Source organism: Paraglaciecola sp. (genome assembly GCF_039943935.1).
Lineage (GTDB): Bacteria > Pseudomonadota > Gammaproteobacteria > Enterobacterales > Alteromonadaceae > Paraglaciecola.
This window is the reverse complement of sequence record NZ_JBDUZQ010000025.1, coordinates 73,544-97,465: the sequence shown is the minus strand read 5'-3', so window position 1 is coordinate 97,465 and position 23,922 is coordinate 73,544. Positions and strand designations below refer to the sequence as shown.

21 protein-coding genes are annotated in these 23,922 nt (G+C 38.9%); 7 read left to right on the top strand and 14 right to left on the bottom strand.

Annotated features, from left to right (window positions below):
• Window positions 1–183: 183 nt before the first annotated feature.
• The 7 genes from ABJD71_RS18215 to ABJD71_RS18185 all read right to left on the bottom strand — a co-directional run bounded on the left by ABJD71_RS18215 (window position 184) and on the right by ABJD71_RS18185 (window position 6,272).
• Complete coding sequence (locus ABJD71_RS18215; protein WP_348172930.1) at window positions 184–963, bottom strand: DUF2971 domain-containing protein; 780 nt, start codon at window positions 961–963, stop codon at window positions 184–186.
• Between the two features lie 207 nt (window positions 964–1,170).
• Window positions 1,171–2,721, bottom strand: coding sequence for a transposase (locus ABJD71_RS18210; RefSeq protein ID WP_348172927.1), 1,551 nt, complete (start codon window positions 2,719–2,721; stop codon window positions 1,171–1,173).
• A 223-nt stretch (window positions 2,722–2,944) separates the two neighbouring features.
• Window positions 2,945–3,292, bottom strand: coding sequence for a hypothetical protein (locus tag ABJD71_RS18205; protein WP_348172924.1), 348 nt, complete (start codon window positions 3,290–3,292; stop codon window positions 2,945–2,947).
• 109 nt (window positions 3,293–3,401) lie between these two features.
• A complete protein-coding gene (locus ABJD71_RS18200; RefSeq protein WP_348143614.1) occupies window positions 3,402–3,884 on the bottom strand; it encodes a hypothetical protein in 483 nt (160 codons plus the stop codon).
• Between the two features lie 125 nt (window positions 3,885–4,009).
• Complete coding sequence (locus ABJD71_RS18195) at window positions 4,010–4,366, bottom strand: hypothetical protein (RefSeq protein WP_348172921.1); 357 nt, start codon at window positions 4,364–4,366, stop codon at window positions 4,010–4,012.
• A 96-nt stretch (window positions 4,367–4,462) separates the two neighbouring features.
• Window positions 4,463–4,840, bottom strand: a complete 378-nt coding sequence (locus ABJD71_RS18190; RefSeq protein WP_348172918.1) for a hypothetical protein — start codon at window positions 4,838–4,840, stop codon at window positions 4,463–4,465.
• 802 nt (window positions 4,841–5,642) lie between these two features.
• Window positions 5,643–6,272, bottom strand: coding sequence for a hypothetical protein (locus tag ABJD71_RS18185; protein WP_348172915.1), 630 nt, complete (start codon window positions 6,270–6,272; stop codon window positions 5,643–5,645).
• 365 nt (window positions 6,273–6,637) lie between these two features.
• Here ABJD71_RS18185 and ABJD71_RS18180 point away from each other — a divergent pair, with 365 nt between their 5' ends.
• Complete coding sequence (locus ABJD71_RS18180) at window positions 6,638–7,297, top strand: phage integrase N-terminal SAM-like domain-containing protein (protein WP_348172912.1); 660 nt, start codon at window positions 6,638–6,640, stop codon at window positions 7,295–7,297.
• A 175-nt stretch (window positions 7,298–7,472) separates the two neighbouring features.
• Here ABJD71_RS18180 and rraB read toward each other — a convergent pair whose 3' ends face one another.
• Window positions 7,473–7,835, bottom strand: coding sequence for a ribonuclease E inhibitor RraB (rraB, locus tag ABJD71_RS18175; protein ID WP_348172909.1), 363 nt, complete (start codon window positions 7,833–7,835; stop codon window positions 7,473–7,475).
• 27 nt (window positions 7,836–7,862) lie between these two features.
• Entirely contained in the window at window positions 7,863–8,576 is a 714-nt protein-coding gene (locus ABJD71_RS18170; protein ID WP_348172906.1) for a 1-acylglycerol-3-phosphate O-acyltransferase, read from the bottom strand.
• A 195-nt stretch (window positions 8,577–8,771) separates the two neighbouring features.
• On the opposite strand from ABJD71_RS18170, the gene ABJD71_RS18165 reads away from it, so the two are divergent.
• Window positions 8,772–9,917 carry an HD domain-containing phosphohydrolase gene (locus ABJD71_RS18165; RefSeq protein ID WP_348172903.1) on the top strand — a complete coding sequence of 382 codons (1,146 nt, stop codon included), beginning with the start codon at window positions 8,772–8,774 and terminating at the stop codon, window positions 9,915–9,917.
• 78 nt (window positions 9,918–9,995) lie between these two features.
• On the opposite strand, the gene glnG is transcribed toward ABJD71_RS18165, so the two are convergent.
• From glnG to glnA, 4 genes are all read right to left on the bottom strand, one after another.
• Window positions 9,996–11,402: a nitrogen regulation protein NR(I) gene (glnG, locus tag ABJD71_RS18160; protein ID WP_348172900.1), complete on the bottom strand. Its 1,407-nt coding sequence runs from the start codon at window positions 11,400–11,402 to the stop codon at window positions 9,996–9,998.
• Entirely contained in the window at window positions 11,399–12,478 is a 1,080-nt protein-coding gene (gene glnL / locus ABJD71_RS18155; protein WP_348172897.1) for a nitrogen regulation protein NR(II), read from the bottom strand. The genes glnG and glnL overlap by 4 nt, the downstream gene beginning before the upstream one ends.
• Before the next feature lie 93 nt (window positions 12,479–12,571).
• Window positions 12,572–13,096, bottom strand: a complete 525-nt coding sequence (locus tag ABJD71_RS18150) for a DUF4124 domain-containing protein (RefSeq protein WP_348172894.1) — start codon at window positions 13,094–13,096, stop codon at window positions 12,572–12,574.
• A gap of 127 nt (window positions 13,097–13,223) precedes the next feature.
• Window positions 13,224–14,633 carry a glutamate--ammonia ligase gene (gene glnA / locus ABJD71_RS18145; RefSeq protein ID WP_348172891.1) on the bottom strand — a complete coding sequence of 470 codons (1,410 nt, stop codon included), beginning with the start codon at window positions 14,631–14,633 and terminating at the stop codon, window positions 13,224–13,226.
• Between the two features lie 408 nt (window positions 14,634–15,041).
• On the opposite strand from glnA, the gene typA reads away from it, so the two are divergent.
• From typA to ABJD71_RS18120, 5 genes are all read left to right on the top strand, one after another.
• The gene (gene typA / locus ABJD71_RS18140; RefSeq protein WP_348172888.1) at window positions 15,042–16,886 is read left to right on the top strand and encodes a translational GTPase TypA; all 1,845 of its coding nucleotides are present in this window, start codon (window positions 15,042–15,044) and stop codon (window positions 16,884–16,886) included.
• 488 nt (window positions 16,887–17,374) lie between these two features.
• Window positions 17,375–19,468: a TonB-dependent siderophore receptor gene (locus ABJD71_RS18135; RefSeq protein WP_348172885.1), complete on the top strand. Its 2,094-nt coding sequence runs from the start codon at window positions 17,375–17,377 to the stop codon at window positions 19,466–19,468.
• A 159-nt stretch (window positions 19,469–19,627) separates the two neighbouring features.
• Window positions 19,628–20,803 carry a PepSY-associated TM helix domain-containing protein gene (locus tag ABJD71_RS18130; RefSeq protein WP_348172882.1) on the top strand — a complete coding sequence of 392 codons (1,176 nt, stop codon included), beginning with the start codon at window positions 19,628–19,630 and terminating at the stop codon, window positions 20,801–20,803.
• A 1-nt stretch (window position 20,804) separates the two neighbouring features.
• A complete protein-coding gene (locus tag ABJD71_RS18125) occupies window positions 20,805–21,263 on the top strand; it encodes a hypothetical protein (RefSeq protein WP_348172879.1) in 459 nt (152 codons plus the stop codon).
• Window positions 21,264–21,290: 27 nt separating this feature from the next.
• Window positions 21,291–21,569 (top strand): hypothetical protein, encoded by a 279-nt coding sequence (locus ABJD71_RS18120; RefSeq protein ID WP_348172939.1) that lies wholly within the window; start codon window positions 21,291–21,293, stop codon window positions 21,567–21,569.
• Between the two features lie 76 nt (window positions 21,570–21,645).
• Here ABJD71_RS18120 and ABJD71_RS18115 read toward each other — a convergent pair whose 3' ends face one another.
• Window positions 21,646–23,760, bottom strand: coding sequence for a TonB-dependent receptor (locus ABJD71_RS18115; RefSeq protein WP_348172876.1), 2,115 nt, complete (start codon window positions 23,758–23,760; stop codon window positions 21,646–21,648).
• Between the last annotated feature and the right edge of the window lie 162 nt (window positions 23,761–23,922).

The window sequence follows — 23,922 nt, the reverse complement described above, 5'->3', positions numbered from 1 at the left end:
CATCGTCTCGTAAGCTTAGTTCGACGGCTTTGATTTTGAAATTAACAGGGTAAAACCATGTCCTTCTAGGTTGGGTATATTTGGGCATTGTAGCCTCCTCAAAGTGATGAGGAGGTGTCCACTAAAACGGGGGAAGAGCATTGTCCTTTTGAGTGACTTGTTATGTGCTAAGTCCCAATTCCTTTACTTTAGTGCTGATATATAAAACACTTCACTGAACTCAACTATAAAATCTGTATCACTTCTCTTGCCTTGCCAAAATTTAATATTGGGATTTTGGCCTTGTAGAACAAGACAAATAACTTCTATGGCTGCGGGATCCATTTCGGGACCAAAATAAATACCAGTCAGTGCATCTGTGTCATATGTGAAAATTTTGCCGGCTTCACTATGAATAGTTCTCCACTCTTGCTCATATTCCCAAGCTTTGGATTTTAAACAAAAAAGATCCATTATATCTTCGCGTTGTTTATCCGCGAAAATGCTCGCAATATTTAATTTAGGCATTGTGTCTACATATTTTACTTTTCTAGCTTTCTCAAAAATTTCAGAGTTCGTATCGAACTCCAAGCAAAAACCAGTATATTTATCTGCGTAATGTGCCCACATAAGTAGCTCATTGTTCACTTCGGAAAAGCATGATACACCGCGATTTTTTATGAAATTTTCGATAATAGTGGAATTAACTTCCCTTGCTAGCTTTAACAAGATTGGCTTTAATTCAGGTAAAGATTTCGATTCAAGTGCTTCAATAACGTTTTGAGGCCAACCTTTCGAGAGGTAAAGTTTACGTAATCTTTCTAATTCATCATCTGATGGCTCATCAATTTGTGCTTTTATTGCACAATCATAAGGATCATTAAACCCTGCAGGAGATGCGAAATATACAGTCTGATTTTTAAGATTTAATAGCGACTGAATAGAAAATGTTTCATATTTATAGAGATTTACAGGAAGACTCATTGCAACTCCATTGCACATAACGAGGCTGTAGATTAACCCGTTTTAAATTTATTTAATTCATCCACAAACGATATCTGAGTTCATATTCTGATTCAATCTATTACTCAGTTTACCTTCAAGATAAAGAAGTGGTGATTAAATATTGTTTTGAAGGATGTTATAACAGGTTTAGGAGGCTTTTCTGTGGGTATAAAAGGGCTATCCCCCTTAATATACCGTGTTTTGCAGTTTCTCTATATTATGTACTAGGCAATACAGTTGCCATTGTGCATTCACTTTAGTTTGGCCTCGTAAGGTCAGTTTATTCATGCCTTTATTGGTGGTGATGTTACCGAACACAGGCTCGATACAACCCAGTCGTTTCGAATATTGCCTGCGACCCATTGGGCTATCTATTTTGATTTTCATCTTGTCACTATAACTGAGCCGTTTTCGTGACTCGTCGTTTAAGAACTGAACTTGTCGCCCTCTTTCGGTTGGAGGCTTACGCATGCATTGTCCTTGTAATGGGCAGGTTTTACAGTCTTTTAAATAGCCACCGAATCGGGTGTATTCTTTGTTGTTACTTTTTACATTGATACCACTTAACCACATCAGGTTACCTGCTGGGCAACGACAGGTCTGACTATTTTTATCGTAATGAAAGTCTTGTGAGGTAAAGAGTCTCGGTTTGCCATGTCGTCTTTTAAGGCGGCGTTTTTCTTTTTCTGTGTGGTACGTTTCGCTTTCTTTAAACAGTGGATTTCGGCTTCTAAACTGGTTGTCAGCGATATAAGTATCAAACCCACTACTTGCCATAAACGCTAAGTTCTCCTCACTATTAAAGCCACTATCTGCTGTGAATTTCGTGGTAAATACATGTGCTTTATCATCATTATTTTTGGCAGTGTTGAGTTTATCGAGTTGTTGGTTAAGTTGTTCGATGGCGGGCTTAAGTGTTTGTTGCTCTCCTACTGAGCCCCACGTTTGGGCTTGGAGTATGACCTGGTGTTTATCATCGTTTATTGCTATCCCGTTGTACCCTTGGATCGTTCCTTTTGATGTCGTCATCTTCGCGCTATCTGGGTCGGTGATATTGCTTTTAACCGGCTTACCTTTACTGCCTGTTTTCTCTTCGTGAGTTGCTAAGAATGCGGTGATTTTATCGGCACTTTTATCTAGCTTGTTTTTTTGGTTCAAATCATGAACAAGCTGCTCTTCGCCTAAACCGTCTTGTGCTTGATGACGCTCAACTATACGTTTGCTCGCGCGCTCCAACTTTACTTTCTTACGTCCAAGCTCTTCAAATGTGCCACTCCATTCTTTACTGGCATTTGACTTTATTTTGCAGCCATCAATAGCAAACATGTTACGGCCGATTAAATCCTCTTCATCGCATATCATCAGTACCTGAGTAAAAAGCAACTCAATCTGTTCGTGCATCTTGGCCACAAACCCAGCTATAGATGTGTAATGTGGCTGCACATCTCCCGACACACTCATAAAGTGAATATTGGTTTCACAAACCTTGGCAATACGCCTACTACTGATTAAGCCATGGGCATAACCCAGTAATATAATCTTCAACATCACTGATGGCGAATAAGCCGCAGCACCTGTTCTGTCATTGTTATACCATGCATCAAACCCAGACAAATCGAGCTTATTATCAACGATATAACAAAGCGCATATTCAAATGTGCCAGGCAGTATTTGCTCTGAAAAATTAACGGGGATGAACTTGTTTTGGCAAGATAAGTCAGGCTTGTAGTTGGCCATGAAGTTTTATCTCTAGGGGAATAATATCTATTAGATCACAGCGAACATGTCGGTTCAAGGTCAAAAAACGCACAATGTAAAAGTAATCAAAAATATATTGAAAGTGCGATTTGGGAGAAATTCTACAGCCTCAACGCCCATTTAAGGGGATGATAATTGTTTGCTAAAATGTGTAGCGAAGCGAAACCGAGCAAACTGTTAGCAGTCCCGCTTGAAATTCTTGTTAGGTTTCTGTTGCTAATAACTCCATTGCGACAGCTAGCTTTATTTGTTGGATCTTACTTAATTTATGGCGATATTCTAGAAGAGTAAAAGTATCCATGCCTGTACATTCAGGACAATCTAGCTCGACTTCTACTCTACCAATCATCCGTGATTCAATAAGTAACCAATAATAAACACTTCTGTCATCCGGAAAGGAGTCTAAAACAATGACTTTAGCTGTATCCAAGTCATTATCTAAAAATAAAGTTTTTACGTGAGACTCAACTGATTTTGAAAATACGGATGAAGTATTTTTTAAAAGCTCCGACTTTATTTCCTTTTCAGTTTTAGAGCCAACCAATTTCACAACACTCTCCTTGAAACCTAACGCCTCACTAAGAGGCAAATAATAGTTGGTTAAAATAAGCGACGAAGGAGCAAACAGCCAACTGTTATTTGTCCTTTTGAGTGACTTGTTAGGCATTATTACGCTTTAAAGAACGTGCATAATTCTCTACCAACTGGCAAATTCGTTCTGGTTTTACACCATGTAATTTCTGATGCTTTTCCAGCGGAGAGTCGAAGCCATAACTACTTTCCATTTTAACAATCAATTCGTCTTGGTTGAGCAATTTAATATGATCTTTAATTAAATACCCTTTAGGAAGTGAACTTGATGGACTATTGCCGACAGTACTTTCTAGAACACCATTATTTATCTCCCATGTATTATCGTAATAATCGACCATAGGAATTCCATTACCATTCATTGAAATAGACACCACACACTTACGCCCGTTTGGAGTAAAGCCTAATTGACTATACTCATAACTTCCTGAACCGTAATCTTTTAAATGCCATACACCGACAATTTGCTCTTCAGGCTTTACTTCAACTTTTGTGCTAGCACACCCTGAAAGTAAAAAAACTACACCTGTTAAAAGTGAAAAGACTCTCACAAATACTCCTTAATGCCTAACGCTTTGAATATTGGGATTTTAGGAGCGCCTTGGCCGAAGGCCAGCGAGTAAAATTCCCGGTGAGTTTACGAACGAAATAATTCATTTGTTATGTATCGCTATCGTTAAGCTTTTTTTGCTTTAATTAGCTTAAATAAATTTCTAATAATATCCCACAAAGACACTGTAATGATAAACAAGCCTAACAAGAAACCATAACCATCTGAACGACGGCCATCAAACCATTGTTCGAAGTTCTCAAATCTAGTGTACATCCAATAACAAAGTAATCCCCCAGCTAGAAGTCCTAATAAATCAAGTATCAATTTATTTAATGAGAACGGCTTATCATTTATTTTCACTTGCTCTTCTGATTTTGATTTTTCTCTTTCAGCTCTGAAACAAGATCCACACATCATAGGTTGGGTTAACAAGTTGAAGAAAGAATACTTTTCTCTGCATCTAGGGCAAACTTTAGTCATTCACTCAACCTTACACTTCAAGATACATAACGCATTAAATATGGGGATTTTAGGAGCGCTTTTTCAGCGAGTAAAATTCCCACCATGATTTTTTTGTTATATGCCTTCACTCCAAAGCTCCTTAGACTTAAATGCATATCTGTAGCAAGGAATTAGCAATGCAAATACTGAGGAAGTTAACAACAACAATATTACAATATCAACAACCTCTGGTTTGTAGAAAACATTTTCAATAAAGGGATCTTGAATTCCATACCCGATTAAAACGACATTAACAACAAAGGAAATTTGCCACAAAAATTTCCAGCCGATTGCTACCTGATACGCATACCCATAGTATGGAATTAGGAATAAAGTACCTATAGTTAAGGCAATAAAGTCATAAACTTCGATATCATCACTAAAAGGTAAAGATACCAAATCAAATAACGTTAAAATCACCAGCACCCAGAAGATGCCTTTCCAAAGTTTCACTCAGCGTTCCTTGGCATATAACGCTTGCAATAAATGGCACAGACGAGTTGGCTAAAATACGCGAGGCACGAGCGCAGCCAGCGAGGATGTGTCCAATTAATTGTTTTGTTAGGTGCCCAACCTGTTGTCATCAGAGCGGCTTTGCCGCCACCTAGTGTTGAACAATGTGTTTTGTTTAACCATTTCATAGAAATTACCTTACCCGAAGAGAGAACAAACAACAGCTATTTTTTAATTGGAAGGTGATTTTAAATCGAAGAAACAAAACAACCTTGAAGATGAAAGCTTAGCTGATTCAAAAGTTGAACTGGGTCTACGAAGAAATGAAGGAAAGCTAACCCGTAGTTATTTTGAGCTTTAGCAACCTAGGCCACCTAACGCTTAATATAACTGGAAAATACGAGCGCTTTACAGCGAGTAGTTTTCCAGTTGATGTTTTTGTTATAACTACTTTCCATTCAACCTTTTCCTTAAAAACAGAAACAGTGCTAGAGCGACTAAACCAATAAATAACAAAGCGGCACCAACGGACTCACTTTCATAGAAAAAACATGTTCCTCTAAACCCAATAAATCTTTCCTGTGTATCCGTACAAGCACTTATATTTAGTAAGTTCTGCATCAATGTCCCACCACATAAAGTAAATGAGCTTATTGAATTTGCTAATAATGAAATAGCGACTAAACAAATAAGAGTTATTGTGACTAGTTTTTTCATCGAAGGCTTCGGTAGTTATAACGCCCAAATAACGGGCTAAAAATTGTGGGCTAAACTTGAGCGAAGCGAAAAAAGCCCGCGGTTTTTAGTCCCTGTTTATTTGCTTGTTAGCTTTCGTATCTAGCCCCAACTCTCTACATGAATGCAGTACACTCAAAAAGAAGATGGCTACTAAGTCTACGCCAAAACCAAATTGGCCTAAGTTTTCACCAGTATAGAATCTGAAATCGGTGCTTAAAATGTTAGCCCTAAAGAATAATTCACCTTCTATCCCAATCAAAAAGCTACCTAAGCCAGTATAGGTAAAAAACAAAGTGCCTGTGTTTATAGTCAAAATTTGAAGAATTTGATTAAGATAAGAGAGCTCATACCCATAGCGTAATCTTTTTAAGAGCTTATAGCCGGCAACCCCATTAAAAACAGCAATGACTCCATAAACAATTAAGTCTAGTAATTCCTTAGAGCCAAATAGCACATTAACAAAGGCAATAATAAAACCAGCACATGTTGCTATTTGCAACCAACTCAATAGTTTGACTCTGTTTTCAGTTGAAAAAGTGAATTCTTCTTGGCCTTGTTTTTGAGCGGCCTCAATTTCAGGCTTTCTGTTTTCAACTTCCAACACTAATTTTTTATAATTTTCCGGATGTGCATCTTTATCTATATTATTGAGGCAATCCATTAATTCATTGACTGAATACTTCGAGTAATCCATATATCTCCAAGAAAGCTAACGCTTATTATCGAGCATGTCGTATATGTAACTTCTCGATTTGATTTTTATTCCCGTCATTTCCAGTTCTTACCTTTTGATTTTATTAAATATTTTTAACTTTCATGCTATCAAAACCACAAAGAGTTGCAAAAGCAAAAGGAGACTCGACTTTAACCCGATTTTTCTGCTTCCTATTAAAAACTATGTGTAAAATAATTTCTATAGCTAAATTAATAGCTTAACGTTTATTTGGAAAACAAAACGAGACCTATGAAATTTACACAGTAGGAAGCAATATTGGCATTATATAAAAACATGCATTATAGCTGTATATAAACACAGCATCTATTTCAGAAAGAAACATAATGTCAAAATCTCCTTTTATAGAATCCATACGACTTATCTTGAGAACCAAACGGTATAGCTTGAAAACGGAAAAAGCTTATCTTCACTGGATTCGAAGATTTATTTATTTCAATGGCAAGCGTCACCCTAAAGATATGGGTGAATTAGAGGTTGAGCAGTTTTTAACACACCTTGCTATTACACTGAAAGTATCACCAACCACACAAAATCAAGCTTTGTGCGCCATTATTTTTATGTATCGGCATGTGCTTGAAATGGATTTGACCAACATGGCTTTTACATTTGCTAAAACCCCAGTCAGAGTTCCTGAAGTATTAAGTCATAGTGATGCAATTGCGGTAATCAATAATTTACGAGGTGTTCATCATACTATCGGCACTCTCATGTATGGTGGAGGTTTTCGTATATCAGAGGTGCTTAGGTTACGTATAAAAGATTTTGATTTTGACCGAAACACCATTTTTATTTTTCGTTCAAAAGGCCAAAAAGACCGCGTAACTATGTTTCCAGAATTAGCCAAGACTGAAATAACTAAACAAATTCAAAAAGTAGAGCGTATACATCAAAAAGATATTGATGATGGATATGGGCTGTCTTCACTTCCACCTTCTCTTATTCGTAAGTACGGAAAAGCGGCGACTAACTTATCTTGGCAATAGATATTGCCAGTTTTGTGCGGTTAGTGGTTTTCATGGTATCTCCCAGTATGTTTTTATAGTGGGCGATAATTTGACGCTTTTATATGAAGCTAAGATATACAACTGATGACGCTTAAGTGACTTTTTTACTGCATATTTATGCGGTTTTAGTGACACTTAAGCCAATCAAATATAACTATTTTTCAATAAAATAAGTCCCCCAACCATCAAACTCCACAAGATGTTTTTCAGCTATAGCAAACAGCTTTTTGGTATCTTCATCAATCAAACTCACATCTAACATACGCTCAACTACTGCATCAAAACAGAATACTTCACCGCCATCATCTAGCTCTAATTCTTCTGCATCGCCTACTTCAAAACCCGCTTTAAAAGCATCAACCGCTGCCTTTTCAAGAGCCTCAAAATCCACACTGGAAAAATGGTATTCTATCGTATGTGCTTGGCTATTATCACTGCCATCTTCAATTAAGGCAGCCACTGTTTCTTGATTAAACTCAAACCACTCGGCTAACTCTGACTCTGCTTCTAAACTCATACTAATACCTTTTGATGGGGTGAATATTTAACAATTTTCAATGTCTGTATCTAGAACTTTTATCATATCAGCCATTTTATTATGAAAATATGCCATATTTTCTTTTATTGACTTATTTTCATCCATAAACTCTGGCTCTGACAACGACATCAAAAACCTGCCGTTATTCCAACGATTTAAACGAATTTTTTGGTGTAAGTTACTCGCTGCCACGACTACTATAGGTTCTTGGGTTTCTTCAGCTAGACGAAATGCCCCCGTTTTAAAAGGCAACAATCCTTGTCCATTACTTCTTGTACCTTCAGGAAAAAACCAAACAGAAAGAGCTTTTTGCTTAATTTTGTCAGCAGTAACTTGTAACGTAGTCCTAGCTTTTCCTGAATTGTTACGGTCGATCATGATATTGCCAGTTAACCAATAAACTTGGCCAAAAATTGGGATCCACTTTAGGCTTTTTTTACCAACAGTTACTGTACCTTTCTGGGCTGCTTTGCAAATAGTCACTAGGTCATAACTATTTTGATGATTAGCTATATATATAAATGGGCCACCTTTTTTAACACTATCGGGCACGGTCATTTCTAGTTTTAATCCCAAAATAACCGATATTGAGCTATATAATTTACCAGCGATATATACGTTATCTCTATGAAATGGCCTTACGATACAGACAAGCAGTAGAACTATATTTATCAAAATAAAATAACAAATTAAGGCAACTATTCTTATCAGAGCTAACATCTACATATCCAGAAAACGAAAAGGTGGCCGAGTATACGCACTTTTTACTGTTACCCAAACCACTTAATAATAGTTTTTCAACATTACCCGTTTGTTAAAACGACGACACTATTTACCTGAAATAAATGAATTAAATTACTAATTAGCCGATACTTATTTAAATATAAAAAATTACACTAAAAGGGCACTCCATAAATGCAAACATTCAAACATGAAGATCTCGACGAAGATATTTTGACAGACTTGTTGGAAGAGATTAATGAACTCTATGAAGCGAGTGAACAAACCCTAATAGAGTTAGAACTAAAACCTACCGATAATGAATTACAGCGTTCACTATTTCGTTCGATTCACACGATAAAAGGTGATTTAGGACTAGTTAATTTCACTCCACTTATCCCTCTTTTACAACACGGTGAAGATTTACTCGATTATTTACGTAAAGGGCAAATTCAATACACCAGTAACATGAGTGATTTAGTCTTATTAATAATGGACAAAGTAAAAATATTTGTTCAAAGCTGTATTCAAACAGGACAAGCTGAATACGATAAAGACATGTACGAGCGACTTGTTGCGGCAATTATTTGTATTACACCAGACAATAGCAATGACCATGAGCAGCTTTTAGCTAAAGCTGTTTTGATTCTTGATCCTAGTTTAGATCTAGGAATAGAAATAAATGATGCAAGCACTACAGAAAAAACTACCTCCTCTACACCTGCTAGCGTAGCAACAACGGGGATCCCTAAGTCAATTACTAATATTGAACGTGAAGATTTACTGTTCTTTCGTGAATTGATGAAGCCAATAGAAAAGCGCTCGAGATATTGGGAAGGTAGAGGCGATAGGATCGCAAAGCTTGCTGGTTATATCAACAAAATAGCGGGCTCACCTATAAATGAGGTGCAACTTGCCGTAGCCTGCTATATGCACGATTTTGGCATGGCCTTTATGCCAGTTAACGTTCTACATAAACAAGAGCAACTTGAAGAGGTTGAATTTAACCTCATGCGCTCACACGTTTATAAAAGTGCTCGTTTACTAGAAAACCTGACCCAGTGGGACGAGGCCCGAAAAATTGTAATGCAACATCACGAGCGCATTGACGGCAGTGGTTATCCTTTGGGTATCAAAGAAGATGATATTTGTGACGGAGCTAAGTTATTAGGGATACTAGATACCTTTGATGCCATTACTCATGCCAGAGCCCACGAATCGCACTTACAACGCCCGAAGAAAAAGGCAGTCATCGAAATAAACCGTATTGCCAAAGGTCAATTTTCTACAAAGTGGATGCAAGCATTTAATTCAGGCATGGCGGCCTTACTAACCAAATAACCTAAACGCAATGGCATAATTTTTATAAACAAAAACGCCAGGATTTAACCTGGCGTTTTTGTTACCTCAAGAATTAAGTTACATATTTAATTCTTTTAGCTTACGAGTAAGAGTGTTTCTCCCCCACCCTAAGCGCTTCGCGGCGTCTTGCTTATGGCCGTGTGTATAATGCAACGCACGTTCTAATAATATTTTTTCAAAGCTAATAATTGCTTCATCCAATATATTATTTTGCCCAGCCTGAAGCTGACCATCGGCCCAACTAGCTAAAAGCGTTTGCCAATCACCGGATTGTGAACTTTTTTCAATAGACACAGGTTGCTGATGAATTTCAGGAGGCAGGTCATGGGGTAACACTTCTTGCCCGCTCGCCATAACCGTTAACCAACGACACATATTCTCTAGTTGGCGAACATTACCAGGCCAAGGTAAATTTGAGAGTATTTTCTTGGTTTCTTTTGACAAAACCTTTATCTCAACATCTAGCTCGATTCCTGCGGTCTGCAAAAAGTGTGCAGCTAGCAAAGGAATATCTTCACGCCTTTCACTTAACTTAGGAATATGGATGCGAATAACATTAAGGCGATGATATAAATCTTCTCGAAACTTACCTTCTGCAACTCTTTCTTCTAAGTTTTGATGAGTCGCAGCAATGATTCGAACATCAACGCTAACAGGGTTATGTCCACCGACCCGATAAAACTGGCCATCTGCCAATACACGTAGCAAACGGGTTTGCACATCTAAAGGCATATCGCCTATTTCATCTAGAAATAAAGTTCCTCCATTTGCTTGCTCAAATCGGCCTTGCCTAGCTGCTTGGGCACCTGTAAATGCCCCCTTTTCATGACCAAATAGTTCTGACTCAATTAAATCAGCAGGAATTGCCGCCATGTTTAACGCAATAAACGTTTTATCGGCTCGAGGGCTATGTCTATGTAATGCATGAGCCACTAATTCTTTACCGGTGCCCGATTGACCATTAATTAAAACGCTAATACTTGAACGAGAAAGTCGGCCAACGGCTCTAAACACTTCTTGCATTGCAGGTGCTTCGCCAATAATTTCTGTGGCTTGTGTTACCTCTGGCACTTGATTTTGTTTTAACTGCTCTCGAGCATGTACTAACGCCCGTTGTACCAACCCCACAGCTTCATCTATATCAAAAGGTTTAGGCAGATATTCAAAGGCACCACTTTGATAGGCATTAACTGCACTATCTAAATCTGAATGGGCTGTCATAATAATCACTGGAATATTCTCGAATCGTTTATGCACTTCTTCGAGCAACTTCATCCCATCCATTTGTGGCATGCGAATATCAGAAACAATCACCTCTGGTGGCTGCCCTGTCTCAAGTTGTAGTAATAAATCTTCTGGATTTTCGAAACTGAAACAAGGAATATTGGCGGATTGTAGCGCTTTCTGCAACACCCAGCGAATCGAGCTATCATCATCGACTATCCATACTGGTTCTGAACTCATTTCTGGATTTCCTTTTTATCAATTGGTAAATATATAGTAAACGCGGTTCTTCCGTGCCAACTTTCCACTTCAATTTTGCCCCTATGATGGCCAATCAAAGTTTGTGATATTGAAAGCCCTAAACCACTGCCTTCTTTTTTACTGGTAACCATAGGGTAAAACAAGGTGTTCTGAAGCTCAGCAGGAATACCCGGACCATTGTCAATTATTTGTATTTTGGCACATAATGGAAAACATGCCCCATGGACAATTACTTGTCGCTCTATACGAGTCACAATTCTAATTTTACCAGGTATTTCAGGATGCTCAGACAACGCCTGCAAACTATTGCGAACAATATTAAGGGTCGCCTGCTGCATCATATCCTGATCAATGTGAACATCAGGAATACTGGGGTCATAATCACGAGTTATCGCAACATTATGACTTAAGTCTAAGTCAACCAAAGCACACACTTTTTCAATTACTTTATGCACATTATGGGACTCAAAATTGGGCCTTAAATTAGGACCCAACAAACGATCAACTAAATTAGTCAATCGATCAGATTGATCAATTATGATAGAAGTGAATTCAATTAAGTCAGCTGAAACCAACTGCTTTGACAGTAATTGAGCCGCTCCTCTAATGCCCCCCAAAGGGTTCTTGATCTCATGGGCTAATCCACGTACTAATTCTCTTGCTGCACGTTGTTGTGCCCATTGATGGTTTTCTTGACTAATTTTTTTCTGCTGTTCTACTAAACGAATTTCAATCAATAGTTGATACTTGCCATTTTCTGCAATATTCGTAATTGAAACGTCGGCTTGAGAATACCTACCATCGGTAAACTTAAATTGCACTTCACTATCAGAAAAAACCTCACCATATTGAGTAAAGTTTTTAAAGCGAGCAAAATCTAAACTAGAAGTTGCGACAATTTGATGAATAGGACAATCAATCAGTAAGTTCAAGCTACGTTCAAAGAAAGCTTGAGCTGTATGGTTGGCGTATTGAATACGTAAATCATAATCAAGTAAAATTATGCCCGTAGACAGGTTGTCCAACAAATTTTCAGAGATGGTAAATTCAGACATAAGCTCAGTATATTCATGCACAGAATTAGTGCAAGGCAATTATTTACTACTTCGTAATTACTACTAACTTATATAAAATATGCCTAATTGGCATTAGTTAGGAGTGAAAAGTGCGGACGCTTTATGCAAAAAAAAGGTCTGCGTATCGGATGATGCAAGGATCTTGCCTGAGTTGTTTAAAAACTTAACTTCAATCTCATGAGCTCCCCGCTCAAGACTTTCCAATCGAAATGACCCGCTACTTTTAGTACTAACCAATTGATTATCAACAAATAATTTATACTGCCCTGACGTTTCAGGAAACACTTGTGCCTTCACATTAAGCTCACCCGCGTTATTTCGTATAGTTTGCTCTGCCACTGGATTTAAAATGCTTACTGTATAAGTGATAACCTTCTCTGGCTTCTTGTATGGTTTGTTCACGTTTGGCTTAGTATTCGACCCATTAAGTGTCGGGATCACTGCACTATTAACGCCAGATAGGTTTACTGAGGCTGCACCTTTCGTGGGTATATCAGAATAAACTACGGTTCCATCTTCTTTTACGGTTTTATATATAACGTTAGCTGACGCAGTTATACATAAGAGTAGCAAACTAATAATATATAATAACTTCACTATTAACCTCTGACATTTTCAATACCCATCTAGTAGCTATGGCTAAGTGTAACGCTATTTGAAACAAAAAAAAGCCCGTAAATACGGGCTTGTTATCAATTGGTATAACTAACGTAACCTATAGTCATTAAACACTGTAATACATGTCAAACTCAACTGGGTGAGTAGTCATGTTAAGTAATTGAACTTCTTCGCGTTTAAGCTCTATGTATGCATCAATCATATCGTCTGACATTACACCGCCAGCCGTTAAGAATTCACGATCATTATCAAGTGCGTCTAATGCTTCTTCAAATGAACTAGCAACTTGTGGGATGGCCGCCGCTTCTTCAGCAGGTAGGTCGTACAAATCTTTATCCATTGAATCACCAGGGTGAATCTTGTTTTTAATCCCATCAAGGCCAGCCATCAACATAGCGGAGAATGCTAAGTATGGGTTACATGTTGGGTCAGGGAAACGTACTTCAATACGACGCGCTCTATCAGTTGTTACAAAAGGAATACGGATAGATGCAGAACGGTTACGAGCTGAATAAGCAAGCATTACTGGCGCTTCAAAACCTGGAACTAAACGCTTGTAAGAGTTAGTTGAAGCATTAGCAAACGCATTAATTGCTTTAGCATGCTTAATGATACCACCAATGTAAAACAAAGCTTCTTCAGACATACCAGCATACTTATCACCGGCAAATATGTTTTTACCGTCTTTAGCAATGGATTGGTGAACATGCATACCAGAGCCATTATCGCCAACCAGAGGCTTAGGCATAAAGGTAGCAGTTTGACCATAAGCATGAGCAACATTGTGAACGACATACTTATAGATTTGAACTTCATCAGCTTTTTTAACTAATGTATTGAAAAGACAAGCAATTTCGTTTTGACCAGCAGTAGCAACTTCGTGGTGATGAGCTTCAACAGTTAGGCCCATTTCTTCCATAACCATACACATGGCAGCACGTGTATCGTTTGAAGAGTCGACTGGAGGAACTGGGAAATAACCGCCTTTAACACCAGGACGATGTCCCATGTTACCTTCTTCAAACTCTGCCCCTGAATTCCACTTAGCTTCAGCCGCGTCGATTTTGTAGAATGAACCTGACATATCAGTGTGAAAACGCACATCATCAAACAAGAAAAACTCTGGTTCAGGACCAAAGAATGCAGTATCACCAATACCTGTAGATTGCATGTAAGCTTCTGCTCTGTGAGCAACAGAACGTGGATCACGGTCGTAGCCTTGCATAGTGCTTGGCTCAAGAATATCACAACGTATATTAATTTGAGTTTCTTCTGCAAACGGGTCTAAAACAGCAGTGTCTGCATCAGGCATCAACACCATATCTGACTCATTTATTCCTTTCCAACCAGCGATTGAAGAGCCATCAAACATTTTGCCTTCTTCGAAAAAATCATCGTTCACTTGATGAGTAGGGATAGCTACATGCTGCTCTTTACCTTTAGTATCTGTGAAACGTAAATCGATAAATTTAGCTTCGCTTTCTTTAATTAGGTCTAAAACCTTTTGTGCTGACATAAATGTCCTCCAGATTAAAAATACAATATTTGTTCATTAAGACCCAACCGTAGACCCTAAAAAACTGATGTGCTGCGCTTGAAAACCATAATCATGCCACATACTGGGCTATTTGGAATGCCTTATATTAGGATTTCTACTGCAAGACAGCCGAGAGCCGAATACAGCACAAGGCACCACAATAGCGCACCAGCGCACCACAAACAAACAAAAGACCATTAAACAACAGAGAATTCACTGAAAATGTTAATTAGACGTTATTGAAATCAGCTTTCATTTTTTATTTATAGCAATATGAATTTGATGTTCGCTAAATGTCCGATAAAACTGTACAATCCGCGCCCATAAAATTTCAGTTAATTTTGCGGCCAGTTTCAAACGAACAACCGCCATTACAGAGTAAAGTCAATGAGTGCATCTACCACCTCAATCGAAAACTTGAGGAACATAGCGATAATCGCCCACGTCGACCACGGCAAAACCACCCTAGTTGATAAGTTACTACAGCAATCAGGTACATTAGAAGAAAGTCGCGGCGAAGCCGAAGAACGTGTGATGGACTCGAATGATATCGAAAAAGAACGCGGTATTACCATTCTTGCCAAAAACACGGCGATTAAATGGAACGACTACCGTATCAATATTGTTGACACTCCAGGGCACGCTGATTTCGGTGGTGAAGTAGAACGTGTAATGTCTATGGCTGACTCAGTTCTATTACTAGTTGATGCACAAGAAGGCCCAATGCCGCAAACTCGCTTTGTAACGCAAAAAGCCTTTGCTCAAGGTTTGAAGCCTATTGTTGTTATCAACAAAATCGATAAGCCTGGCGCTCGTCCTGATTGGGTAATGGATCAAGTATTTGATTTGTTCGACAACTTAGGCGCAACAGACGACCAATTAGATTTTGAAGTAGTTTACGCATCAGCAATTAATGGTTGGGCAACTAACGATTTAGACGTTGAAAGCGACACCATGACGCCTTTATTTGAAACTATAATCAAACACGTTAAGCCACCTGCTGCCGATATCAATGGCCCTTTCCAAATGCAAGTATCACAACTTGACTACAACTCTTATGTGGGTGTAATTGGTATAGGTCGTATTACTAGTGGTTCGGTTAAGCCAAATCAACAAGTTACTGTGATTGGTGCTGACGGTAGTACTCGCAACGGTAAAGTAGGTCAAGTACAAGGGTATTTAGGCCTTGAGCGTCATGAAGTAGAAGCTGCAGATGCAGGTGACATCATTGCAATCACGGGTATTGGTGAACTTAAAATATCAGATACTATTTGTGATCCAAATAACGTTGTAGCGCTACCACCTCTTTCTGTAGATGAACCAACCGTTACTATGACTTTCCAAGTAAACAACTCTCCGTTTGCTGGTAAAGAAGGAAAGTTTGTTACTTCACGTAATATCCTTGAGCGTTTACAACACGAATTGATCCACAACGTGGCACTTAAAGTTGAAGAAATCCCAACTGACCCGGATAAATTCCGCGTATCAGGCCGTGGTGAACTTCACTTAGGTATATTGATTGAAAACATGCGTCGTGAAGGCTACGAGCTAGCAGTTTCACGTCCAGAAGTAATATTGAAAGACGTTGACGGTGTAACTCACGAACCATACGAATCTGTCACTATCGATGTCGAAGAAGAACATCAAGGTTCTGTAATGGAACAACTAGGTACACGTAAAGGTGAATTAACCAATATGGCACCAGATGGTAAAGGCCGTATTCGTATGGACTTCATGATCCCAAGCCGTGGCTTAATTGGTTTCCAAACAGACTTTATGACTATGACTTCAGGTTCTGGTTTGATGTACCACACATTTGATCATTACGGTCCTCATAAAGGTGGCGTAATCGGTCAGCGTAAAAATGGGGTATTGATTGCCAATGCAACAGGTAAAGCACTAACTAACGCATTGTTTAACTTACAAAGTCGTGGACGCTTATTTATCGGTCACGGTTTAGAAGTTTACGAAGGCATGATCATCGGGATTCACTCTCGTGAAAATGACCTTACCGTTAACGCCCTTAAAGGTAAGCAATTAACTAACGTACGTTCATCAGGTACTGATGAAGCGCAAACGTTGGTACCACCAGTTGTGATGACACTAGAGCAAGCGCTTGAGTTCATCGACAACGATGAGTTGGTTGAAGTCACACCAGTTAGCACCCGTATACGTAAAAAGTTGTTAACTGAAAACTTGCGTAAGCAAGCGGGTCGTCCTGCTAAGTCTTAGTATGTTTGTTAGCTAGGATAGCTTCTTTACAAGTTTAATTTTAAAACCGGCGAAAGCCGGTTTTTTGTTGTCTACGCATTTTAATTGTCGCTGCGAGACTGGTCATGAACTTCGCTTACTCAGCATTCACTTCATTCACCCTATTCATATTGTCATCTATATAATAGACAGTGGATTGGTGACTCTCTGTTCACACCCCATTAGAGCTTATTTAACACTGTATCTGCGGAATCTATTTATAGAGGTTCAAAGAAGCAAAGAGGTAAATGACCTGAAAAACTGAATGAAAAGTTTAGTCGCTAAATTTTAACGCCCCTCCTATAAGTTAACGTCGGCCAATTAATCGTAAATTGATATCGCAACCTTACTTTAGCCATTGCATGTAATTTAAGCCATCAAACAAAACTACTAATGATAACTATTATCATTAGTAGTTTAATCATGTATACTCCCGCAAAAATTTTTAGGCTTAAGCAATAAGGGCTACTATGAAACTCACAAAAACTTTTACTCTCTCTCCGTTAATTTTAGCGATGGGGCTGCACACCGCTGTCGCACAAGACTTAACACAGGTTGTAAGTACTGAAAACGACAAAGAACAAACAGAAACAATACAAATTGTGGGTGTACGTCAAACCCGAGCAAGTAAAGGAGCGACTGGCTTAACAATGGAGCTGAGTGAAACACCTCAATCGATCAGTGTTGTTACCTCTGAATTAATCAAAAACTTTGCTGCAAACAACATTAATGACGCCTTGAAATTAGCCACCGGCGTTACTGTTGAAGAATATGAAACCACTCGCACAAACTATACAGCCCGCGGTTTTGATATCAAAAATACACAAGTTGACGGCGTAGGTATGCCCAATGGATGGGGAATTGTCACTGGCCCTGTGGAGTCCTATGGTTATGAAGAGATAGAGGTTATTCGGGGCGCTAATGGTTTATTGACCGGTGTTGGTAATGCGGCAGGAACAATCAACTATGTGCGCAAGCGCCCAACCAATGAGAATCAAGGTGAAGTAGGAGTGACATTAGGTTCATACGACCTAAAGCGCTTACAAGCTGACTATTCATTCTTATTAACCGAAAGTGGCAGCTGGGCTGCACGAGTAGTCGCAGTTTCCGAAGATAAAGAATCTCACTTAGATGTGTTATCAAGCGACCGAACTTACTTTTACGGTGTAATTGATGGGCAGTTAACCGACAATTCTACACTAGCAGCTGGTGTATCTTATCAAAACAGTAATACTGATGGCACTATGTGGGGCGGATTAGTATTTAATAACACTGACGGTACTCAAGCCGAGTGGGACACGAGTGCTAGTACTGCCCAAGAATGGACTTTCTGGGATACAGAAAGTACCAACGCTTTTGTTGAATATACCTATATTTTTGCTAATGATTGGCAAGTAAAAGCCACCTATAACCAAAGCAAGTCAGAAGACCCTTCAGAATTACTCTATATTTATGGTGCTGTAGATACAGAAACCGGATTAGGCTTAGGCATATGGCCAGGAAGCTACGAATCTGATTTTAATTCTAAAATATTTGATGTTACTGCAATTGGGGAATATTCATTATTTGGTAAAACCCATGAGCTTAATTTAGGGGCAAGCACAGCTAAAAGTGAAACACTTTCATATAGTCGTCCACCAAGTTCAGGTTTCGGCGCGGCGCCATCTTTCCCCTATGCTGCAGATGCGATTGCTGAACCTGTATGGGGTGATAAAACGCTCTATTCAGATATAGACATGACTATTACCCGCTATTTTGGTTCAACTAAGTTAAACATCACCAATGATTTGTTTGTTGTTGCAGGCTTTAATGCGATTAAATTCACTCGAGAAGGGACTAACTCCTCTGGTGAAATCAATAACGATGAAAGTGAAGTTAGCCCTTATATTGGCGCGACTTATGCGATTACTGAAGATATTAATGTTTATGCTAGTTATTCAGATGTATATCAACCACAAGAGCAATATGATTATGACAGCAAGTTTATTGATCCAACTAAAGGCATTAATTACGAAGCTGGCATAAAAACACAATGGCTAGATGATCGTTTATTAGCCACGTTTGCGATATTCGCAGCGGAGCAAAATAACTTACCTATACAGCAAGAAGGGTTAAATGCTGCTGGAAACATTTATTACGCAGGATTTGATGTAGAGTCAAAAGGCATTGAGATGGAGCTTGTTGGGCACATCACGGATAACTTAACAGCGGTTGTTGGATATACTAATGTTAATGTTGAAGATGAATTTGGAGCAGAAACCACAGAGTGGGTGCCTGAAAATGTCGTCAACTATTCATTAAGTTATACCGTCCCTAATATGCCAGAATTCACATTTGGCTTAGGCGGAAAATGGCAGTCAAAAATAAAAAATAACACTTATGCTCTTGAGCAGAAGTCTTATTTGCTAGCTAATATATTTGCTCGTTGGGATATTTCAGAGCAGTTGTCACTGCAAGCGAATATCAATAATATTACTGATGAAAAGTATATTATTAGTCTAGCTCAGCCTAGTTACTACGGCGCCCCAAGAAACGGCTCTGTAAGTTTAAGCTACAAGTTTTAACCTTAAGCGCTTTTATGTATTGCTATGGTCAATGTACTCGTACATAGGCCATAGTAGAAAAGCCTCACGCTCATTTTCAACGTTTTTATTGTATAAAACTATTCAGTCATTAGAATTCGCACCAAGTGCAAGTTAGCTACCAATCAGTTTGAGGAAAAAATGGCAAAAATCAGTAATCGTCTCTGGTTTCAACTTCATGGTTGGATGTCGCTTCCTATATGGGTCCTGTTTTGTGCTGTATGCTTAACAGGCACAATAGCAGTGGTTAGTCACGAGTTAACTTGGCTTACTAATTCAGCTGCAAGAGCAGACAACCCTAATAACCTTCCTATCAAAACGATGGCAGAGATAACCGCCATAGTCGAAAACACGTACCCTAGTGCTAAAGTTAGTACAGTAATGAACTACGAACCTTACCTAGTGAATGTGGCAATTTTTACCGACAGCGACAAACCTTATGCTCTGGCCTATGTGAACCAATACACTGGAGACATTCAACAAATTAATCAAGGTGTGACTTTTATAGGCTTTATGCGCACGTTACATGCTTGGCTATTATTCCCTTGGAAGAACAACTATAGCATTGGTTACTACATGGTCTCTGCCATGGCAATCACCATGTTAGGTGCATTGATAACAGGGTTAATGGTGTACAAAAATTTTTGGCGTGCATTCACCCAACCTAAACTACGCCTAAACCAAGGTAAAAAAACAGCCTTAGCCGATTTACATCGCCTTGCTGGTGTATGGTCTATTTGGTTTATATTACTAATGGCCGTAACCGGAATATGGTATTTAGTGCAAGCGATTTTATGGCATAACGACGTTGAAATAGACCCTCATGCACCTATTGTTTCAGATATTCCGAATGTTTCAATCTATGGTGAGGTTCCTCAAAGGCCTGTTTCACTTGCCGATGCCTTACACATAGCCAACGTTAAATATCCAGATTTTAAAAGTACTTATATTTTACCACCAGAGCATTACCGTGATACTTACAAACTGTACGGAGAAGGCGATTTTATTTTCTTTGATCAATACTCCTATGGGGTAGTTGTCAATCCATGGAATGGCGAGATTATGCAGGTCAGAGATCCCAATGAAATGAATATCTTGCAAACCCTATCACACATCGCCAACCCTCTGCATTACGGAACCATAGGTGGCATATGGACCAAAATAATCTGGTTTGTGTTTGGAGTGTTTTTAACTGGAATGTCAATTACGGGCTTCTTAATGTGGGGTAATAGAACTATTCAGGCAGTTAAAAAGCATAAAAATGATGAAACGTCTGACAACGCTTCAAGCTACACACTCAATAAACAGGAAAGTTAAGATGGCACGGGTTAACGATAATTGGTGGAATCGCAATAAGTTTAATATTAGCGGCTTAGTATTACTGCTATCTTGCTACTTCTTTTATCAGTCATTAACCCCTGAATTTCCAGATATGTGGGAAGCGAAGCAAGTTGGAGAATTTGAAATTTCACCAATGCCTTACAACTTGGATCCTCCCTACCTTCATGATGGTGTCTATACTAAAGACTTTTTTCTGATGTTTAACAAAGGACAAGTTAAAGATATTCGCCAAGCTTATTTAAATATAGGCGATGAGCCGCTGCCTTTGGACGAATTACAAGCTGAAGGCCATGGCATATTGCATGGCTCTCAACATGGTCAAGAGGTGCACGCTATCGCACCAAAATCATTTAAGCCAGAACACAAGTTGTGGCTAACGATACAAAGCTGGAAAGGCGATGAGTTTCTAACGAGTTGGGACTTGCAAGACCATTAGTAGCTTATCTATGTGTAATACTATCTCTTGACGCTTTTCCAACAAAGTAGCAGGGCAACCAATAGTCTATTACATGATAACCAGGCCAACCAATCCACAACCACAGCAGCAGCGCGTGTATGCATCAAACTCATATTTGATTTAGTCGCCGTACCTGAATCTAGAATGAGCTCGTTGTGTTTACCATACACAGTTATTTTTTCTAACTTTGACTCTTCTTCAGAAGCTGCATTCGTTTCTTGGGCAAAAGTTGAAATTGAAGTAGCCCCTAAAATAGCTACCACAGCAGGAAATAATAAAAACTAAGGGTCGCAACGTTAGCTAGCGACCCTTATTAGATGTGTCACGGACAGGATTTTATATCTGTTAAATCATCACTTCATTAGAAGTTATAACGCATTGATAAAGATACTTTAGTCGGCTCGCCGGGGTAAATACGGTAGTCTTGTACCCCGCCAACATAATAGGTTTCATTAGTTAAGTTCGATACATTTAGCGCGTACTTGATGTCATCAAGCTCATAAAATATACCTATATCAATTACGCCATAGCTAGGTAATGAAACGCGATCGTCGACATTAACATCAGTAAAACGAGATGACTCATATTTGGCACCTAAGCTCGCGCCCACAATACCTCCCATGATTTCTTCTGGGTGGTTATATCGCCCAAAAAAGAAGGCGTTATGTTGCGGCGCAAATGCCGCTATGTTGCCAAGCTCTTCTTCATTGTAGCTTTGAGAAACAAAAGCGTCTAAATAGGTGTAACCCATTTGAAATTGTAACGTACGGGTCGGTTGATACTGTAAACTAAATTCCACTCCTTCACTGGTGATTTCGCCTATAACCTCATCAAAGCCTGTATTTGGATTTTCTTCGCTAATATTGCTTTTAACTAAGTCAAAATAAGCAAGGTTAATATTTAGATCATCATCTAACATGCTAATTTTTATACCTGCTTCAAACTGCTCCCCTTCTTCTGCTGGCAGTTGTTCATTATTTATATCGTAACTACCCACTGTCTGGGGATTAAATGACTCTGCATAGCTAGTGTAAAGTGACGTACTTTGCGTCACTTGATACACCAAACCACCATTGAAGGTAGTGCTAGAGCTTGTGGTTTCTTCGAAGGTATCAGTACCTATTAGTTTATAGTCTCCTTTCTGGCGATCATGACGAGCACCAACAACCACTGTCCATTGTTCGTTTAAGGAGATTTTATCAAAGGCATAAATACCAGTGTTATATAAATTCCACTGTCTAAACGTACCAGGTTCATCGACTAACACTTGCCCAGTATATTCTGGATCATAAAGACTAATGTAACCTTCGACACTGCGGTCACCGAACGCGTATCTATCATATTGGCGATACTCATAACCGCTATTTACACCTACCAATACTTCATGTTGAATAGCATCACCGAAACGATATTGTAAATTTGCATCTATAAAATGGTATTCACGTTCATTGAATTGATTGCGATTACGACGACGTAACTCTGTGTCCGCTATATTATCCGCCTGAATTACACTATTACTCTCGTAAAGGTGTCGTTCGTCTGTATGCCAAACGCTACGAAGCTTAACAGATGATGTTAACGACTCACTAAATTCATGCTCTAGGCTAAGGGCTATAGCTGTGCCATCATCATTGTCATAGTCACCGGGTTCTTGGTAATAAGTTTCGATATCATTAATGGTACTAATATCGTTATTCGCCACAAATAAACCGTTGTCTGCACTGCGTTCTTCTTTTATATATTCTAATTGCGCATCAAATCGAGTGTTGTCGCTAATTAACCAAGAAAGACTCGGGAAAAAATACACGGTTTGGTTTTCAACATGGTCACGAAATGAGTCTTCATTTTCAAAGCCTGCTATCAAGCGATAGTTTACAGTCTCATCCTCATTTAAAGATCCGTTTGAGTCTACCGAGCCCTCTATGCCAAACTCACCTTGATCGGTAAAATACTGCCCTGTGATGTCAACACTGTTAAAATGTCCAGGTTCAGCTTTTTTAGTCACAATATTTACTAAGCCGCCTGGATCCATCCACCCATAAAGCACAGACGCTGCACCTTTCAATACTTCAACACGCTCAACGTTAGCCGTAACGGGAGAGCCAAATCGAGATACTAAACCAGGTAAACCGTCTACTTGAAGATTCTGTAAGTCTGCCGTATGACCCCGTATAGTAAATGAATTAGCATTGGTTGCAGTACGAGATAGGCCCCCAATATATGCATAGGCATCTTCTAAAGTATTTGCTTTTAAGTCTTCTAATACAGCAGCATTTATCACGTTAGTAGTGAAAGGCGTTTTCATGTGATCTGCTGTCATTTTCATGGCCGTATCGCCAGCTTTTTCAAAGTATGAGACTTGCTCACCAATGACGGTGATTTTTTCAATATCAGACTCATCTGCCATCCCACTTTGGGCGTAGGCCGAACATATTAACCCCAAAGGCACACAAGCAATTTTACGGTAATTTTTCATTTCCACTCTTTATTTAATTTAAATACAAACCATTATCATTTGCATTGTATGTGGTAATAAAAATAAATGCTAGCTTACTGTACCCTTTCATTAGCACTATATTAAAAAGCAGAGTACTGCAGACTTTTATTTTGATATTTTTAAAGAGTGTGAAGCTTAAGT